At 68.4% G+C, this 17,435-nt stretch carries 14 protein-coding genes; 5 read left to right on the forward strand and 9 right to left on the reverse strand.

Annotated features, from left to right (window positions below):
- Nucleotides 1–30: 30 nt before the first annotated feature.
- Nucleotides 31–1,524: a hypothetical protein gene (locus tag VT85_RS04265; RefSeq protein WP_068410991.1), complete on the reverse strand. Its 1,494-nt coding sequence runs from the start codon at nucleotides 1,522–1,524 to the stop codon at nucleotides 31–33.
- 376 nt (nucleotides 1,525–1,900) lie between these two features.
- Between VT85_RS04265 and modA the strand changes: the two genes are divergently transcribed.
- Genes modA through VT85_RS04280 form a run of 3 tightly spaced genes read left to right on the forward strand, consistent with a single transcriptional unit; the run spans nucleotide 1,901 to nucleotide 4,530 of the window.
- Nucleotides 1,901–2,716 carry a molybdate ABC transporter substrate-binding protein gene (gene modA, locus VT85_RS04270; RefSeq protein WP_068410994.1) on the forward strand — a complete coding sequence of 272 codons (816 nt, stop codon included), beginning with the start codon at nucleotides 1,901–1,903 and terminating at the stop codon, nucleotides 2,714–2,716.
- Between the two features lie 33 nt (nucleotides 2,717–2,749).
- Nucleotides 2,750–3,421, forward strand: a complete 672-nt coding sequence (gene modB, locus VT85_RS04275; protein WP_068410996.1) for a molybdate ABC transporter permease subunit — start codon at nucleotides 2,750–2,752, stop codon at nucleotides 3,419–3,421.
- Nucleotides 3,418–4,530 carry a molybdenum ABC transporter ATP-binding protein gene (locus tag VT85_RS04280; protein WP_082858350.1) on the forward strand — a complete coding sequence of 371 codons (1,113 nt, stop codon included), beginning with the start codon at nucleotides 3,418–3,420 and terminating at the stop codon, nucleotides 4,528–4,530. The genes modB and VT85_RS04280 overlap by 4 nt, the downstream gene beginning before the upstream one ends.
- Before the next feature lie 55 nt (nucleotides 4,531–4,585).
- On the opposite strand, the gene VT85_RS04285 is transcribed toward VT85_RS04280, so the two are convergent.
- A complete protein-coding gene (locus VT85_RS04285) occupies nucleotides 4,586–5,920 on the reverse strand; it encodes a spinster family MFS transporter (RefSeq protein ID WP_197491082.1) in 1,335 nt (444 codons plus the stop codon).
- Between the two features lie 789 nt (nucleotides 5,921–6,709).
- Between VT85_RS04285 and xerD the strand changes: the two genes are divergently transcribed.
- Nucleotides 6,710–7,648: a site-specific tyrosine recombinase XerD gene (xerD, locus tag VT85_RS04290; protein WP_068411001.1), complete on the forward strand. Its 939-nt coding sequence runs from the start codon at nucleotides 6,710–6,712 to the stop codon at nucleotides 7,646–7,648.
- Between the two features lie 22 nt (nucleotides 7,649–7,670).
- On the opposite strand, the gene VT85_RS04295 is transcribed toward xerD, so the two are convergent.
- The 4 genes from VT85_RS04295 to VT85_RS04310 form a co-directional block, all read right to left on the reverse strand.
- Nucleotides 7,671–10,226 carry a serine/threonine-protein kinase gene (locus VT85_RS04295; RefSeq protein WP_068411004.1) on the reverse strand — a complete coding sequence of 852 codons (2,556 nt, stop codon included), beginning with the start codon at nucleotides 10,224–10,226 and terminating at the stop codon, nucleotides 7,671–7,673.
- 1 nt (nucleotide 10,227) lies between these two features.
- On the reverse strand, nucleotides 10,228–10,824 hold the full coding sequence (locus VT85_RS04300; protein WP_082858352.1) for an RNA polymerase sigma factor: 597 nt from the start codon (nucleotides 10,822–10,824) through the stop codon (nucleotides 10,228–10,230).
- A gap of 377 nt (nucleotides 10,825–11,201) precedes the next feature.
- Complete coding sequence (locus VT85_RS04305) at nucleotides 11,202–11,369, reverse strand: hypothetical protein (RefSeq protein ID WP_156512670.1); 168 nt, start codon at nucleotides 11,367–11,369, stop codon at nucleotides 11,202–11,204.
- 307 nt (nucleotides 11,370–11,676) lie between these two features.
- Entirely contained in the window at nucleotides 11,677–12,288 is a 612-nt protein-coding gene (locus tag VT85_RS04310; RefSeq protein ID WP_156512671.1) for a hypothetical protein, read from the reverse strand.
- Nucleotides 12,289–12,617: 329 nt separating this feature from the next.
- On the opposite strand from VT85_RS04310, the gene VT85_RS04315 reads away from it, so the two are divergent.
- A complete protein-coding gene (locus VT85_RS04315; protein ID WP_068411016.1) occupies nucleotides 12,618–12,881 on the forward strand; it encodes a transcriptional regulator in 264 nt (87 codons plus the stop codon).
- On the opposite strand, the gene VT85_RS04320 is transcribed toward VT85_RS04315, so the two are convergent.
- From VT85_RS04320 to VT85_RS28250, 3 genes are read right to left on the reverse strand one after another with little or no spacing between them, the layout of a single operon-like run.
- Nucleotides 12,847–13,803, reverse strand: coding sequence for a CRTAC1 family protein (locus tag VT85_RS04320; RefSeq protein WP_068411019.1), 957 nt, complete (start codon nucleotides 13,801–13,803; stop codon nucleotides 12,847–12,849). The genes VT85_RS04315 and VT85_RS04320 overlap by 35 nt on opposite strands.
- Nucleotides 13,800–16,961 carry a WD40 repeat domain-containing serine/threonine protein kinase gene (locus tag VT85_RS04325; RefSeq protein ID WP_068411022.1) on the reverse strand — a complete coding sequence of 1,054 codons (3,162 nt, stop codon included), beginning with the start codon at nucleotides 16,959–16,961 and terminating at the stop codon, nucleotides 13,800–13,802. Before VT85_RS04325 ends, VT85_RS04320 begins: the two co-directional genes overlap by 4 nt.
- Nucleotides 16,901–17,356 (reverse strand): hypothetical protein, encoded by a 456-nt coding sequence (locus VT85_RS28250; RefSeq protein WP_068411025.1) that lies wholly within the window; start codon nucleotides 17,354–17,356, stop codon nucleotides 16,901–16,903. The genes VT85_RS04325 and VT85_RS28250 overlap by 61 nt, the downstream gene beginning before the upstream one ends.
- Nucleotides 17,357–17,435: the final 79 nt, after the last annotated feature.

The following is a 17,435-nucleotide window of genomic DNA, read 5'->3' on the forward strand; positions in this document are numbered from 1 at the left end:
GGGTGTCTAGGGGAAGGGGAGGGCGGGGCGTCAGCCGTGCCCGTAGCCGCGATCGAAGGCGTCGAGATCGCGCATGTACGAGGCGTAGGTGGTGCGGAAGGTGTCGTAGTCCACGGTCCACCGGGGCTGGTCCTCGGTGTGGCGGTGGCAGTGCTCCTCGATCAGCCTGTGGAGGAACTTGAACAGGTGCCGGGGGGTTCGGAGGTTGCCGAGCGATTCCTTCAGGTAGTCGTCGCTGACCGTCTCGTCGATGAACTCCCGCAACCGGACTCCGAGTCCGGCGGCTTCCGGTTCACCGTCGCCGTTCGGCGGGGTGGTCTGGCAGGCGCGGAGCCGGTCGCTGGCGAGGTCGTAGAGCGACGGGCCCGTCCAGCGCAACGGCTTGATCATGTTGAGCTTATCGGGCCTCGCCCGGTCGTAGAACTCCTTGTCTTCCTTCTCGAGATAGTACGCCAGCTCGATCGGAAGCAGCAGCTTCATGCCGATGCCCGGATGACGCAGGAACTTGTGGTCCAGGAGCGGCCAGATCAGCGCCCGCATCTTGCGCGGATCGCCCTCGATCTGCTGGGGTTCGTCGACCCGGTCGACCAGGACGACGACGCCGCCGAAGCCCAGCGTCTTGAGGACGCCCTGGAACTTCCGGAGAAGCTCGTAGCGCTCCTCGGCCCGGCCCCGCGACGCGGTCGGCATGGGTTGGCCCCCTAGCTCCGTGGGCCGGAACCAGAGGAGTTCCCAGCGCAGGGCGGAGGGGTCGCGGTCCAGGACCTTCAGCCCCTTGCGGATGTCCCGCGAGTACCACTCGGCGCGGGCGATTCGCCAGGCCCAGTAGAGCCATCCGGCGACCAGCGGCACCATCAGCCAGGGGAGCAGCGACCACGTCCGCAGGTTGGGGAACAGGAAGACCAGGGCGACGACCGCCAGGGTGGTGCCGAAGCCGATCTGGAGGTCGCGACGGCTCCACAGGGGGCGGAAGCCCGAGCGGCGGCGGAGCCGGCTCCAGCGGCGCTCGATCGGCTCGCCGGTCGAGGCGTCGTACAGGGCCGCCAGCAGCAGCAGGTCGCGACGCTGGTCCAGGCTGAGGACCGATAGGTCCACCTTCTCCGCGGTCAGCAGGTCGACGAGCTGGGTCACGCCCAGCGAGAGGATCGCGTCCATGTGGTCCTGAAGCTGCCAGCGCTTCAGGACCTGGTTCGTGTCGGCCGCTCGGATCGCGGAGCGGAAGTTGTCGAGGTAGGGATTGAAGTCGTCGTATGAGATGACGAAGACCCGGTCGGACGGGTTCGCCTGGTTGAAGTTCTCGATCTCCGACGTCACCTGGAGCCGCAAGGCCGTCTTGCCGCTCCCCTTCTCGCCGAAGACGAGGGCCGTGGAAGGGTCGGCCGGGCTGCCGAAGAACTTGTTCCAGGCGGGGTGGTGGATGGTCGTCAAGCAGCGTCGCTTGAAGACGGTGTCGGTCTGGGCGTCCTCTTCGCTGAACGGGTTGCCCTTGATGCCGTGGTGCTGGAGAAACTGTTCCGTCTTCATCCTTGGCGGGGCCTTTCCTCAAAGAAAAAGACGGCCTGCGCGTCATCCCTCCGCCTCGGAAGGAGCACGCCGGTCGCGTCCATCGCGACCTCGGGAAACGCACGTTCGCCGTCGCTCGGCACGATTGTCCCCCGATCCCCGGCACCGGATCAAGTCGAGGCGACGGGACCCGGCCCGCGAACGCCCCTGGGAGGACGCTCGCGAACCTCGACGGGCGGGAGTTCGGGCCATCGCTCGGTCTTACCCGATTCGGCCCCGAGTCGCAATCTCAGCGGCCCTGCCGCGGGCCTCGTCCCCGGATTGACGCGACGTCGCCCCCCCTCGTACGATGCGCCGAAGGCACGGTCGGAATCGAGTCACGGAGCAGCCGGAGATCATGAGCCGCGGAACCCGTCTCGCTTCGCCTCGTAGTCTGGTCGATCGGACGAGGCTTCCCCTGGTTCTCTGCGTCGCGCTCGGCCTTCTGTGCGGGTGTGGGGGAGAGCCCGGCCGCGCTCCGGTCGTCGAGCCGCTGCGAATCGCTTCGGCGGCGGATCTCCAGCACGTCCTGCCGAAGCTGCTGGAGGCGTATGGGGACCGCGACGGCCCGGTCGCCCCGCCGACCTTCGGCGCGTCGGGCCAGCTCGCCGAGCAGATCCGCGGCGGGGCTCCTTTCGATGTCTTCCTCTCGGCCGACATGATCCTGCCGGGAGCCCTGGAAACCGAGGGCCTGGTCGTCGCCGGCTCGGTGACTCCTTACGCCCGGGGATCGCTCATGCTCCTGGTCCATCCCGACGTCGCCGCCGAGGTCGCGTCGATTTCGGACCTGACGAAGCCGGCCGTTCGCAAGATCGCGATCGCCAATCCCCAGGTCGCCCCATACGGCAAGGCGGCGCGCGACGCCCTGGAGTCGGCCGGGCTCTGGACCACGCTCGAAGCCCGGATCGTGCCCGCCGGCTCGGTTTCCCAGGCGTTCCTGCACGTCGAGGAAGGGAACGCCGACGCGGCCCTGGTCAGCCGCTCGCTGGTCGCGGGCGCCGCTTCGCGGATCGTCGAGATCGACCCGGCGCTCTATCCCCCTCGGATTCAGGGGCTGGGGATCGTGTCGCGCTCGGGCAAGCTGGATCGGGCTCGCCGCTTCGTCGATTTCATCAAGGGGGTGGACGGGGGTCGCATCCTGGGCGACCATGGTTTCACCTCCCCCGGCGACTGACCGCACCGGCGTACCCCGAGAGAAGGCTCCCGCGTGAACGCCGACCTCGCCCCGCTCTGGCTGTCCCTGAAGGTGGCGACGGCGGCGACGTGCGTCGTGGCGGCGCTGGGGACGCCCGCCGCTTTGATGCTGGCCCGGACGCGATTCCCCGGCAAGGGGCTGGTCGCGGGGGCGCTGGTCCTGCCCCTGGTCCTCCCGCCGACCGTCCTGGGGTATCTACTGTTGCAGGGGATCGGCCGTCGCACCTGGCTCGGCTCCTGGCTGGAAGAACAGCTCGGCGTCGTGTTCGTCTTCCACTGGTCGGGGGCGGTGCTGGCCTCGGCCGTGGCGGCGTTCCCGCTGTTCCTCCTCCCCGCGCGGGGGGCGTTCGAGGCCGTGGACCCCCGGCTTGAAGACGCGGCGCGGCTGCTGGGGCGGGGGGAGGCGTCCGTCCTCCTCGCGGTGACCCTCCCGCTGGCCTGGCGAGGGCTGGCCGCCGGCCTGGCGCTGGCGTTCGCGAGGGCGCTGGGGGACTTCGGCGCGACGATGATGGTGGCCGGCGACGTCCCCGCCCTCACCCAGACCGCCTCGCTGGCGATCTACGACGCCGTCCAGGCGGGCGACTCCTCGCGAGCGGCCTGGTTGTCGCTGGGGATCGCGTCGATCTCGATCGCGGCCCTGGTCTTCGTTCAGCGCACTCTCCCGGAGCGGGGGGGGCGGACGTGAGTGGTCCATCTTCCCCCTTGACGCTCGACGCCCGCGTCGCGTCTCGCGTGCATCCGGGGCTGACTATCGACGCGACGATCCGGCTGGGCGACGAGATCGGGGTCCTGTTCGGGCCGTCCGGCGCGGGAAAGTCGACGCTCCTGCGCCTCCTCGCGGGGCTCGTCCGGCCCGATTCCGGCCTCGTGACACTGGCGGGCGAGACGCTGTTCGACTCGGCTCGCGGCGTCGACGTCCCGCTGCGTCGGCGTCGCATCGGCATGATCTTCCAGGACGACCTGCTGTTCCCCCACCTGGACGTGGCGGGGAATGTGGGCTTCGGGCTGGCCGGGACGATCCGGGCGGATCGCGAGCGGCGGGTGGCGGAGGTGGCGGCTTCCTGCGGGATCGCCAGCCTGCTCGGCCGTCACGTCGAGACCCTCTCCGGGGGCGAACGCCAGCGCGTCGGGCTGGCGCGGGCGCTGGCGCCCCGGCCGAGGCTCCTCCTCTGCGACGAGCCCGTGTCGGCCCTGGACCTTCCCGGTCGGCGGACGCTCCTCGACCGCCTGCGGGCCGTCCAGCGCGCCGAGGGGATGCCGGTCCTGTACGTGACCCACAGCCCGTCCGAGGCGATCACCCTGGGGACCCGGCTGTTCCTTCTCGACGGCGGGCGGCTCGTCGCCGAGGGGCCGCCGGCGGAGGTCCTGGCCGGGACGCGACGCGCCGAGTTCCTCCACCTGGAGGGGGTCCGCAACGTCTTCTCGGGGCGGGTCGCCGGGCATGGCGAAGGCCGGGAATGGACCCGGCTGGACCTCGACGGCGGGACCTCGCTGATCGCCGCCTACGTCGACGCCCCGCCGGGGGCCGCCGTCTCCGTCGAGGTTGACGGCGACGACGTCCTCCTGGCCGCCGGGCCCGTCGCGGGCCTGAGCGCCCGCAACCAGGTCGAAGGGCGGGTCGAAGCGATCGCCGTCCACGGCCGCGAGGCCGAGGTCGTGGTCATGGTCGGCGGCCTGCGATGGCTGGTCGGTACCCTCGCCTCAACCCCCGACGTCCTGGCCCTCGCGCCCGGCCGGTCGGTCCACCTCGTCATCAAGGCCCGAAGCGTCCGCGTCGAATACTCGCTCGATTGAGCCTCGGGCTTGCAGTTTTCGTATAAAGACTTGTTGGCGTGCGCATTCGGCGTGGTTAGTGGAAGCCAACGGGGGTCGCGGCCGCCGAGCCGGCGCCCGCCCCGTGCGCGACCCGTTCCTGGTCCGCAGGGAGGTAGCGGGAGCCGAGCAGGAAGAAGAACGCGCCGACGGCCAGCACCGGGGCGACGAGGAGCATGGCGACCGTCAGGTTCTCCTCGCCGACGGGGGCCGCGCCGATCGTGGCGAAGAACCGGCCGATCCAGGAGTCCGCGACCTCCGGCCTGCCGAAGAACGTCGACACCCAGCCCAGGATCACCGGCGAGCTGATGTCGCCGAAGACGTGGATCAGGAAGATGTACAGGGCGTAGCCCGACGCCCGCTTGTTCGCCGGGACGACGTTGGCGATGACGGTGTTGCAGGGGCCCAGGACCATCGACAGGAGGATCATCGCCCCGAACAGGAGCGAGAGCGAGACCGCGATCTTGGGCTCCAGGATCGCGTACAGCCCCAATGGGACGGCCCCCGCCGTCACCAGCGCCGCCAGCAGCAGGTAAGCCCGCTTCGTGAACCGATACGAGTAGTCCGCCAGGGCGGTCCCCAGCGCGATCCCCAGCAGCCCGGCGGTCGCCGTCAGGATGCCGATCCAGAAGGTGGCCTGGGTCATCGACATCCCGCGCACGGTCTGGAAGAAGTTGGCGCCGTAGACGGCGTAGGCCCCGGTGGCGAACGTCACCGCCGCCATGCCGACCGTGTTCAGGACGTAGGACGGGATGGTGAAAAGCCTGAGGTAATCGCCCATCTTGGGGCGATCCGCCTTGCCCGCGTAATGGACACCCTCGGACGCCCCACGGCCGGGATCATGGATGAGCAGCCCGGCCACGGCCACGAGGAGCCCGGGGAGGCCGACCACTAGGAACGCCCGCGACCATCCCCAGTGGTCCCCGATCCAGCCGCCGATCCCATATCCCAGCGCGCCGCCGAGGGGGAGGGCCAGATAGTAGAGGCCCATCGCCCGGCCTCGCTTGGAGACCGGAAACAGGTCGGCGATGAGCGTGGGCGCGATGACGCCGTAACTCGCCTCGCCGACCCCCAGCAGGGCCCGCCAGAAGAACATGTGGTTGTAGTCCAGCGAGAAGGCCGAGCCGACCGTCGCGAAGCTCCACAGGGCCACCCCCCCCGCCAGCAGCACCCGGCGGTTGTAGCGGTCTCCCAGCCACCCCATGAACGGCGAGACCACCGTATAGACCACCATGAAGGCGACGCCCAGGATCCCGTACCAGAAGTCGTCGATGTCGAACGACTTCTTGATGTCCACCCCGACCGCGAAGAACGAATACCGGTCGATGTAGTTCAGCAGGTTCATGCCGAACAGCACGGCCAGCGCGAACATCGGTCCGCCGATCGTGGGCAGCGTTCGCGGGGTCTTCGATGGGAAATCCGCCGGGTCGGAGGGATTGGACGACGTCTTCAAAGATAGCCTCATCGGAAAAAACGCGGAATTTGATCCTGAGTTATACCCGGCGTGGTCCCCCATGACGAGACCCGACGGCCGCCGGGGAAATCGATCGGGACGGCCTCTGGAGACGATCGGAGCCGCTCGGAATCAGAACCTCGATCCCGACCCCAGTCGTCGGCGGGCACCGTCCCTGGATTCCGCTCTCGCCTGGTCGATGGTCTCCGCCGAGAGGGCGATCGGCTTCGTTCGGTGGATCGCTTTGGACAGGAAGCGAGGCGCGGAATTGGCTTCGATCGCCTGCGAGGGTGAATGACGGAATATTGATGTAAAATCAATAAGAAAAAGTGGTTGCAATCGGATCTCTGCGGCGGAAATTGGGTTCGTTCGGCTCCTTTTCATGGCTCGACGGACTTCTTCGCGACGGCTCGGTGGCGTCTGAGCACGGTAGCTTGCGCCTGGCGGGCCCGTTCGCGGTTACGACGCGCGCGACGTCCCCTGCTTCACCATGGCGCGGAATCCTCGAATGCGAATATGGGACCCGGCGGGGTGGCGAAATCGCGGTTCCTTCCTATGGTGGGGATCGGATCAGGATGATGGGGCGGGGGGCGTGAAGTCCTCCAGGATCATCGCCGATCCTAGAGGGAGAGGGAGGCGCGAGTCTCGTCCAGCCTGGGACGCTCCGTGACCGTCCCGGGGTGACCTTCCACGGAAGCGGGGAGTGGCGTGAAATCCGCGTATCAGCCGGGGCGGAACCAGGATCCGGTCGGTCCGTTCCTCCATTACCTGATGTCGGAATGCGGCGTGTCCTCGCACACGCTGGCGGCGTACCGCTCCGACCTGATGCGTTTCCTCGGCTGGCGTCGGGAGCACGCGCCCGGCCCGATCGCCGAGCTGGAAATCGCGGAGCTGCGGGGCTATGTCGACGTGTTGGCGGAGGCCGGCCTGGCACCGAGCAGCGTGGCTCGCCATCTCGCGAGCCTCTCGACGTTCTTCCGCTACCTCGTCCTGGAGGGGAGGCTGACGGACAACGTCGCCAAGCTGCTGACGGCCCCGGCGGTCTGGGATCGGCTGCCGGTGGTCCTGGGACCTTCGGCGGTGGAGCGGCTGTTGACCGCCCCTCCCACGACGACGCGGCTGGGCCGCCGCGATCGGGCGGCCCTGGAGACGCTCTATGCGACGGGCTGCCGGGCCTCGGAGGTCGTCGGCCTCCGACCGGGCGACCTGGACCTGGAGGCGGGCCTGGCGCGCTGCATCGGCAAGGGGGACAAGGAGCGCTGGGTCCCGATCGGTTCGAGGGCTCGGGACGCGCTGGTCGCCTACCTCCGGGATGATCGGCCCGCGCTGATCGCGCGATATCCAGGGACGCCCACGGTCTTCGTGACGAGGGCGGGAAAGCCGCTGTCGCGAGTCGGCCTGTGGCGGATCGTGAAGCAGCATGCGGCGGCGGCGGGGCTGCATTCCGAGGTCAGCCCCCACACGCTGCGGCACAGCTTCGCCACTCATCTGCTCGCCGGCGGGGCCGACCTGCGCTCCGTGCAGGAGATGCTCGGGCACTCCTCGATCGCGACCACCCAGATCTACACCCGGGTCGAGCTGAGTCGGCTCCGCCAGGTCCACGCGCAGTTCCATCCCCGATCGGCCCCGGACGTCGCCTCGTCCTGAACGGGATCGACCGCGATCGCCGTCACGGCGGAGAGGACGACGCCTGGGCGAGGCCGCCGCAGTCTTGCAGCGAGCGGAGCCGCTTCCGGTACCTGTCCTCGAGATCGGGGGCGACTCGGTCTCCCCGTGCCCTGATGACTCGGAACCACAGGTCCATCGCCGGCTTCGCATCCCGGTACGCGGCCTGGCAAAGCTGGACCTCGCCGCGCTGGCAGTACAACTCGCCGCGCGTGAGGAGAGCCTGTGTGCGGTAGGCGTGGGAGAGGGGCAGCAGGAAATCGGGCGTCGTTCGACCTTCGAGTTTGAGGTCGTCGAGGGCCGCGTCGACGAGGGCGAGGGCGCGCGTCGCGTCCGTGGGCTCCTGGGATCGGGCCAGCTGACTGGCGAGTAATGTGGCGGCACGCGCCCTTTGCACCCGCCATGACATCAGGCTCGACGGATCTTCGAGATCGGTCGCGTTCGCCGTCTCCTTGAGGAGTCGCGTGAGTCGTTCGATGGCGACTTCGTAATCTTTCCGGAACTCGGCGACCGTCGCGAGGCCGTGGAGGGCCTCGATGGACGTCTTGTCGAGCTCCCGAGCGTTGGATAGGGCGTGATCGGCGATCGCGATGATTCGAACGAACGCGGGGTCCTGATCGGGCTGGGCTAGCTGGCTCATCGAGACGCTGGCGTTCTCCAGGTTGATCGACCCGAGCTGGATGAGATGCTTGATGAGGCTGGGATGATGCTCCGCCCATCGGCTCACCTCCAGCTCCGCATCCGGGAGCTTCATCGCCTCAACATAATGGAGCTGGGAGAGGTCTTTGGGGAGGGTGAGGATCCGAGAGCACGCGATGCTCAAATAGATGCGCGCCAGGGATGAGCGGGGGTGCTCCTCGATCAACCTCTTCAAGATATCGATCGCCCGGTCGTCCTGGCCGAAGTCGACGGCCATGACCGCCGCGATGAACTCGGGCCGCTGTTCGATATCGGGGAGCAGAAGGTAGGAGGCCTTCTCGATGAGGAGCGGGGAGAGGACCGCGAGCACGGTCAGGTAGAAGACGTTAACCCCGACGAGGAGGCGGTGCCGCGTGATCCACTCCCGCGAGCGCTCCAGCCGGGAGGGATTGGCGGCGTGGACCGCGGGACGATGATGAAGGAAATGTTCCAGGTCGTCGGCCAGTTGTTTCCCGCTGGCGTATCGCTGGTCGGGGTCGTGGTGCAGGCACTTGCGGACGATGGCTTCCAGGGCGTAGGGGACCTGGTGATTATGGCGCCGCAGGTCCGCCGAGAGGCAGAGCCGACGATCGAGCAGGTCGCGCAGGGCCCGGGGGGCCGGGAGCTTCGAATCCGGCACGTCGAGGGCTTGCCCCGTGAGCAACTCGCGGAGCATCAGGCCGAGCGAGTAGATGTCCGCCGAGGCTCCGACGCCGTCCCAGCGCTCTGGATTCAGGAAGGCCTCGATCTGCTCCGGGGCCATGTAGGGGAGGGTGCCCCCCTGGATCGCCGAGTGCGCCTCGCTCGGGGCGTGGGGGGACTGGGCGAGGTTGAAGTCCAGGAGTTGGGGGCCGTGCTGGATGGTCAGCAGCACGTTCCCCGGCTTGACGTCGCGATGGTAGGTTTGGCGGTCGTGGGCGTAGGCGAGGGCCCGAGCGACCACCAGGCCGATCCAGGCCACCCCCCGGGCGAACGTCCCCTTGATGGGGAATCCGCGCCAACCGTCGCTCGTGGGGCCGGCCCGGAGCGAGGCCGCCAGCTCGTCGGTGATGGCGCTGCTCTCCGCACCTTCCCGGACCCCCTCGACCACGGCCTCCCAGAGCGATCGCGCCGAGGAAGGCTGCCCGCCCGGGCGCCGGATGCGACGGATCACCTCGTCGAGCGGCAGGCCCGGACGATGCGGCATCGACAGGCCGCGAAGGCTCCGATCGGGCTGATAGACGACCGAGTTGACCGGGACGATGTGGGGGTGGTCCAGCGCCCCTTGCGTCTCCGCCTCCTGTCCGCGGTCGGTCGAGACCTTGAGGACGACGCGCTTGCCCCCGAGCGACCGGTCGCTGGCGAGGAAGACTCGCGAATACCCCCCTCGACCGATCTGCTCCAGGAGCGCGAATTCCTCGAAGCTTTCGCCGACGACCGGGAATTTGGGCTTGGGGGCGGCCATCCCCGCGACCTGGCTCAGCAGCCGGTGATAGCCGAGCTGGGAGACCAGCGAATCCTTCCATTCGGGATAGCGATCGCAGAACGATTCGACGTCGAGCGAATCGCCGCGCTCCTCACGGAGGCAGAACTCCTCGTAGACGAGGCTGACGACGCGGCTGTCGGTGTCGCGGAGCTGGGGGAAGTCGTCGAGATAAGTCGCGACGGGGACGGTCTCGCCGCGTTCGAACCGTCGCCTGAGGTCCGCCTTGATGAGTCCGCTCAGGCAGACGATCCGCTCGTCGCCGTCGAGGCCCATGTGGGGAGACCGCTCACGCCAGTACTGGCGGAGGATGACGTCCGGACGTTCCATGACGAGGCGCTCGAAGCGCAGGATCTCACGGCTCACCCGATCGAGTCCGTCCTGGCCCTGATCCTGGTCGTCCGGCACGGCGAGGCTCATGTCATCGCCTCTCGCCCTGGAACGATTGCTGGAGATTCTGCAGGAAGCGCTGGACCTTGCGGACGTTCCAGCCGGTCCGGCCGGCGATGGCGCTGTTGTCGTGCCCCTCCTGACGGAGTTGGACGATCGTCCTTTCGGTCGCGCTCCCGCGGTCGAGCAGGAACGCCGCGGCCTCGTTGGCCTGCGCGATCTGGCTCGCGGTCGGCCCGTGGGAGGCGATCTGGACCGGCGCCGACTCCGAGACGATCGCGTCCAGGCGACGCTCCCTCGTCACGTCGCGTTTCAAGGTGTGACGCCGGCGATGCTCGTCGATCACCTTCTGCTCGGCGACCTGCGCCAGAAACGCAACCAGATGCTCGGACGACGCGAAATCAAGCCGACTCAGGTTCGCCGCCAGGCTCTTCATGACGTCGCTCGCGAAGTCGGTCGAATCGTAGAGCGAGCGCATGGAGCGATCCAGCTTGCGACGCACGACGCGACGCACCTTGGGATAGTACTCTCGGAAGAGCCGCTCCCATGCCAGTTGATCGCCTTCTTGAGCGTCTTTGAGAACCCGAGTGAGTTCGTCGTCGATCCCGCGATTCGACAACGCTGTCATAACCGGCCCTCCTCCCTTTCCGGTCGGGAAGCATCGACGGTCGTCTTTGACCCGGGGACCAATTCGATCCCCCGCTTCGATCTTGAGGCCGTCCGAAGTCCCCTCTCGTGATTCCTGCCATTCTAACGACAACCCCGTCCTAGGTCAGTGTACCCTGCGCCCGGCGGCGGAGGCGAGACTCCTCGCAGATCTAGAGACGAGCTGGGACGAAAAAGCGCGGGAAAAGTGAGTTGAGGGCGACTGGGGTGTGAAAGAAATCTGCAAAGGTTTAAAAAAAACCGAGGGGATGTTGATTAGAATCAACATCCCCTCGTGGTTGGTCGGGTGAATTCTGGTCTGTCCAGGTGCGCCGGCGGCGAGTGGGCGGGTGTTTTCATTCAGCACACGACCTCATCGGGGTTCGGGTCGAGGGGCGAGGTGGGATTGGGCCCCGCGTAAGGTTCATCGTAGGGGCCCGGAGTGGTGATGTGATAAGGCTGGGAAGGATCGAGGTAGTTCTGGGTGGGCTGGGTCGGGACCATGATCGGCGCCAGAGGGTTGCTCACGATGGTCGAGCTGGGAAGATCTCGGGTCGGCATGGATTCGAGATGAGGGCGGAAAGCCCGGCGCGTGCGCATGGATCTAACCCCTTATGGAATTAGTAGAATCGGATCGAACGAATCGGGATCGGGGCTACGAAGCGGGCGTGGAGGGATTTGGACGCAGGGCGACCGGTCGATGGTTGGGGGGCGTCGGTGCCATTCCCAACATCGGGGCGCCGGGCGTGCTGCGAATCAGATCAGGTCGGGACGAGGCTCAATCGATCCGAGGCTGAAAGGGGCCGTCATGGCCCCCTGGCGCGTCTGGGGGCTGTCAGTTCCGAGACGAGGCCGGCGAGTAAGTCGGCGGCGGGACGGGGAGGGTCGTCCTGACAGGGCTGCGGTCCGCCGGATATTCGTCGGCCGCAAGATAGCCGCGAGCGGCATTTCGGTACAGCGGACAACAATCATGCTGATCCAGGGCGTCTCCGCTCCATCGTTCAACCAAATCGGGCCGATCGGCCCGCTGGGCGACGATGTAGCGGCTCATCGGCGAGAGCCGCGAGTTGCGGTCGAGGACGACGGCGTCGAGCGACCTTCCCTCGCGGATCATCCTCTCGACGAGGCGGATCTCGCGGTCCAATTCGGTCTTGAGCTGGCGGACGATGCGACGGATCCGCTTGCGGTACTGCTGGGCGGCCCGCTCGCAGGCCAGGTCGGCCCAGGGGTCGGCGGCGTGCCGGGAGATCGGCTGGGAGGCCACGAACAACTCCGGGTCCACGGGAACGTCGGGGTCGTCGAGCCGGCACTGCCAGAGGGTCATCGCGGCCGCCGTCCACACGCGGGAGGTCGAGCATCCGTCCTCCCAACGGATCCCACGCCGCTTGTAAGCGACCTGGATCCGCATGGACAGATGGTCAAGTTCTTCCTGGGTCGCGATTACCACGAGACCAACCCCCGAGCGTCACGAGATGTTTTCGGGCCATTTCGAGGACGTCGGCGGTCGCGGGTTCTCTCGCCTTCGTCCTTCATCTCTGGGAACCGAAATCCCGATCGCGCCGCGTCACGGAAAATCTCGGATCTTCGAAATTCGGCCGGTCCTTCTCCCAGCGAGCTCGTCAGAACTCCGCGCGGCGGTCGCAATTCTCAAGGCGTCGTGAGGATCGACCTGTCAAATCGAAGGCGATTCCTTGTTAAACTCGAACGGCCGCGGCTGCTGCGGGGCCGGTGGGAACAGGCTTCCGACGGGAACGGCGGCGGAGGGAGGCGAACGGGATGAGCGAGCACGACCTGGAATCCGATTGGGGGGGGATCAAGCAGAACCTCTCTCAGAGAGTGCGCGAAATCCGCCGGGAATTCTACGGGGAGAATGGCGGGCCCATGCTGGCCGCGGACCTTGAGATCCCCTTTCGCTCGTGGGTCCGGTATGAATCGGGGGCGAGCATGCCCGCTCCGGTGCTGCTCCGCTTCCTCGAACTGACGGGGGCCAATCCGAACTGGCTGCTCACGGGACAGGGCCCGAAATACCGGTCGTCGTGAGGGGGACGGTCGGCGAGTCCCCTTCGATGAGCCGGGCCGGCTTGCCGGGTCGCAGTCCTCGCCAACTTTCGACGCCTCCCCAGGGCCAGGCCACCTCGAGCTCGTCGATCTGGGCCGCATCGCCGAGGCCGAAGGCGAGTCGGGGGGGCGAACTCGACAGATAGCTCCCCCCGGCGACGAGGTCCTGGACGATCTCGCGGCCTCGGATGCGCGCCCGTGCGCGGGCACCGACGGCGGGGAGGCCGCGACGGTCGACGAGGTCCACGCTCACGAGGGGGGGGCCGGCGGAGCGATTGAGGAGCAGGGCGAACGGGGCGTCGAGGGCCGTCGCGGCGACGTCGAGCCGGCCGTCGCCGTCGACGTCCCCCACGGCCAGGCTGCGCCCCAGGGCGAGCCGCGCGAACCAGGGGCCGGCGCGGGCGGAAACGTCCTGGAAGCCGCCGTCACGACCCTTGAGGAGGATCGGGGGCATGGCGAACGGGATTCCCAGCCGGTCGCGGTCGAGGACGTGACCGTTGGTCTGCAAAAGGTCGACGCGGCCATCGGCGTCGAAGTCGCCCGCCGCGGCACCCATCGCGTAGCTCGGTCCCGGCGCTCCGGCGGCTTCGGTCCAGTCCACGAACCGTCCCCCGCCTCGATTCAGGAAGAGTCGCGACGGCGGATCCTCGGCGGGCGGGTCCGCCGCGATGGGGCCGCCGTTGCAGAGGTAGAGGTCGAGCAGGCCGTCGCCGTCGGCGTCGAAGAGGGCGACTCCGCCCCCCATGATCTCGGGGAGGTCGTGTCGGCCTCGCGATCCGCTGTCGAACTGGAAGACCACCCCCGATCGGGCCGCGACGTCCTCGAATCGGAAGTCCTGGGCGACGGCGAAGAACGCGGTCGCGTGGAACGTCGCCAGCGCGATCGCCGCGCGGAGCCGAGTCATGGCGAGGGCGGGCCCGCCTTCCAGAGGAAGACCTCCCCGGTGTGACTGCAGGTGGCGAGCGTGCCGTCGTCCTTCGAAAAGGCCACGGCGTTGATCCGGTCGTGATGCCCCTCCAGCGTGAGGACGACCTGGCGGGTGATCATGTCGCAGAGCCGCACCGCGCCGTCGTCGCAGCCCGTGGCGAGGGTCGCGCCGTCGTCGGAGAAGGCCAGGGAGCGGATCGAGGCGGGGTGACCGCGGACGGGATCGCCGACCTCCCAGGTGTTCACGTCCCAGACGGAGATCCGGCGTCGGTCGCCGCTAGCTGCGAGGAGCGCCGGGTAGGATGGGTTGAAGGGTGAGTAGGCGACGGCCAGCAGCACGCCGTTGCCCCGCTTGGCGTCGGCTCGCTCGCCGGATCGTGGGTCCCACACCCGTATCCAGTTGTCGCAGCTCGCGCTGGCGAGCTGGCTCGGGCGGCCTCTGGAGAAGGTGAGGGCCGTGATCATCTCCGCGTGCGCTCCAGGGATGATCCTGGTCGCGGAGGGAGCGGAGGCGTTGTGAACCAGGATGTCCGGCTCCAGCCCGGAGGCGGCGATCAGGTCGCCTTCGGGCGAGTAGGCCACGCAACGGAGCTGGCTCAGGCCGGGTTCGCGCAGGATGCGGACGGGCTCCAGGCGGGCCCGGAGGGGCTCCGGACCTTCGCGGACGAGCTGCCAGGTCTTCCACGAGCCGTCCAGGCTCACGCTCGCGAGTTCCCGGCCGTCGGGCGAGAAGGCCAGGCCCGTCACGGTCTGGGAATGGGCCTCGATCGCCGCGAGTTCGGTCCCGCTGGCGACGTCCCAGAGTTTGATCTGGCGGTCGTCCGCGCCCGAGGCCAGGATCGCCCCGTCGGGGGTGAAGGCGAGCGACCAGGCTTCTTTGGCGTGCCCCGCGAGGGCGATTCGAGGGTGGGGGGCGGTCGGTTTCGACCAGACGAAGATCGATTCCTGATCGAAGCTCATGTAGACGGATCGGCCCGACGGCGAGAAAAGGAGGCAGTTGGGCGTTTGCAGCGCGCTGAGCGGTTGAGAGGGGGCGGAGGGCTCGTTCAGGTCCCAGATCCGCACCCCCTCCGATTCGTATCCCGCAACGACCGCGTCGCCCTGGGGCGAGACGATCAACTGGGTCGGGACGGAGTTCGAGGCCAGGAGGACCTGACGCGACGGGGGGCCCTGGAGGGCGTGGAGCGCCAGCTTACGCGTCCCTTCAAGAACCAGGAGCCTCCGACCGCCCAGGCAGAAGCCGAGCCGACTCGGGACGCCTTCGAGGCGGTCCAGCAGCCTCGTCGGCTCGCCGGAGCGGACGTCCCAGACGACGACTCGGCCGTCGTCCCAGCCCCCCGCCAGTTGGTTCCCGTCTTCGGAAAAGATGAGGGTGGTGGGGCGGGCGGGCTCCGGCGGCAGGAGGACGAGGTCCTCCTGATCGGATCGGCCTCGGACGAGCACGGAGCCGTCGCCGAGGCCGACGGCCATCGCGTCCCCTCGCGGCGAGAAGGCGGCGCAGCGGGCGTCGGTCGATTCGAGCGCGCTCTCCTTGAGCCAATCCGTGCCCGATTGCGAGTAAAGGAGCATACGCCACGTCGGGGAGTCTCCCAGGCGGCAGCGGATGGCCAGGAGAGAGCCCCCGCGCGCGAAGCCGATCTCGGCGACGTCGCGGATCGGCTCGCGGAAGGTCCACGAGTCGTGGGGGCCTTGGGGGTCCCAGAGGCTCACGACGGCCTCGTCCTCATCGACGTGCAAGGACGCGACGACGGCGGGGCGGCCCTGGACGTCGCCGGCCGTCGCGAGCCCGCGGACCGGCATCCTGCCGCTGATCGAGGGATACGGCCGCGAGGACCGCCCGTCGACGTCCCATTCGAGGATCCGCCCCTCCTCGTCGCCGGAGATCAGGGTCCGGCCCTCGCGGCCGAGGGCGATGCGCGCGACCGGGGCCCGGTGGACCGTCTCGCCCTGGAGGACTTTCATCGAGCGGTGGACCAGGCGGTCGATGTACCGCCACTCGAAGCCCGGCTGGTGCGGCCGGGAGCGTCGCAGGAGGTCGAACGCCTCGATCGCCAGCTCGGGCTGGTCGTTGCGGATGTGTTCGTGGATCCGGCGCAGCTCGTGGTCGTACTGCTTTCGCAGGGCGATCTCGCTTCCCGAATCGGCCAGGCCCTTGACGACCTGATGAATGTAATCTCGGCCGTCGAGTTGATGGTCCTTCTGGACCAGCTCGTTGTTGATCAGGCTGATTCGAGAGCTGTAGAACCCCGCGACGAAGAGGAGGGCGAGCGTCAGGACGAAGCTGAGGGCCAGGAGCCCGGCGGCCACCGGCTCGCGGGCGGCCCACTGGATCGCGCGACGCGTCGCGGGGGTGCGGCGGGCGTGGATCGGCTGGCGGTTCTGGAACCGCCGGAGATCGTCGGCCAGCGCCTTCGCGTCGGCGTAGCGGCTAGCGGGGGAGCGTTCCAGGCATGTCAGGCAGATCGTCTCCAGGTCCTCGGGGAGCCCGTGCCGAAGTCGGGACGGGGGGACGATCTCCCCTTCGGCCACCTGGCAGAGGGTCTCCATCGGGGAGAGGCCGCGGAACGGCGGCGAGCCGGTGAGCATCTCGTAGAGGACGGCCCCGAGCGCGTAGACGTCGGTATGCCGGCCGACGCCCTTGCCGCCGTCCGCGAGCTGCTCGGGGGCCATGTAGGAGGGGGTCCCCAGGAGCCTGCCGGACTGGGAGTGGCCCTCGTCGTTCATCAGGAATTTCGCGAGCCCGAAGTCGCCGATCTTCGGGACGCCGTCCTGGGTCATCAGGATGTTGGACGGGTTGAGGTCGCGGTGCACGATGTCCGACTGATGGGCGGCGTGGATCGCCCTCGCCAGGGTCTCGATCAGGCGCGCGGACCAGCGGATCGGCTGGGGCATGGACCGGAGCATCCGGGCGAGGTTGCCGCCGTCGACGTACTCCATCACCAGAAACGGTAGGCCCTGGTGGTAGTCGGCCTCGATCACCTGGACGATGTTGGGGTGGGTGAACTTGGCGGCGGCCTCGGCCTCGGTGCGCAGCCGGGCGCGTTCGCGGGCGTTGGCGTGATCTCCCGCCAAAATCATCTTGACGGCGACGATCCGCCCGGGGCTGAGCTGGCGGGCCTTGTAGACGACGCCCATCCCGCCCCGGCCCAGTTCTTCAAGGACGTGATATTTGCCGATCCGGCCCATCCGGGGAGCGGGAGGGGGGGCGTCGTCGCCGACGACTCGGAGAGGGTCGTCATCTCGGTGGACAGGAGCCCCTGGATGGCCCGCCGACGGCGGGGGTCGGGGATCATGTCGCGAATCCGCTGTTCCCATTCGTCGACCGATGTGACGTCGCCCAGCTCGCGGCGTATGGCGGTCTCGACGAGGATCAGCTCCAGGAGGGCGTCGTCGTCGTCGGCGAGCTCGGGCTCCTCGATGAGGAGGTGCTCTACGCGGGTGGAGTGGACGGTGCGGAGCCGATTTTTCAGCCGCTCGCACGCCGCGCGGCGTCTCTGCTGGGATTCGTTCTGGGGCGTGGTGGTCGACATGGCGGCGTGGGGATCCCAGGGCGGACACCGGGCGTGCGCTCGCTTTCCCGACGACGATCGGGGCGTAGTTTAGCATCCC

This window comes from Planctomyces sp. SH-PL62 (assembly GCF_001610895.1).
In the GTDB taxonomy this organism is placed as follows: Bacteria; Planctomycetota; Planctomycetia; order Isosphaerales; family Isosphaeraceae; genus Paludisphaera.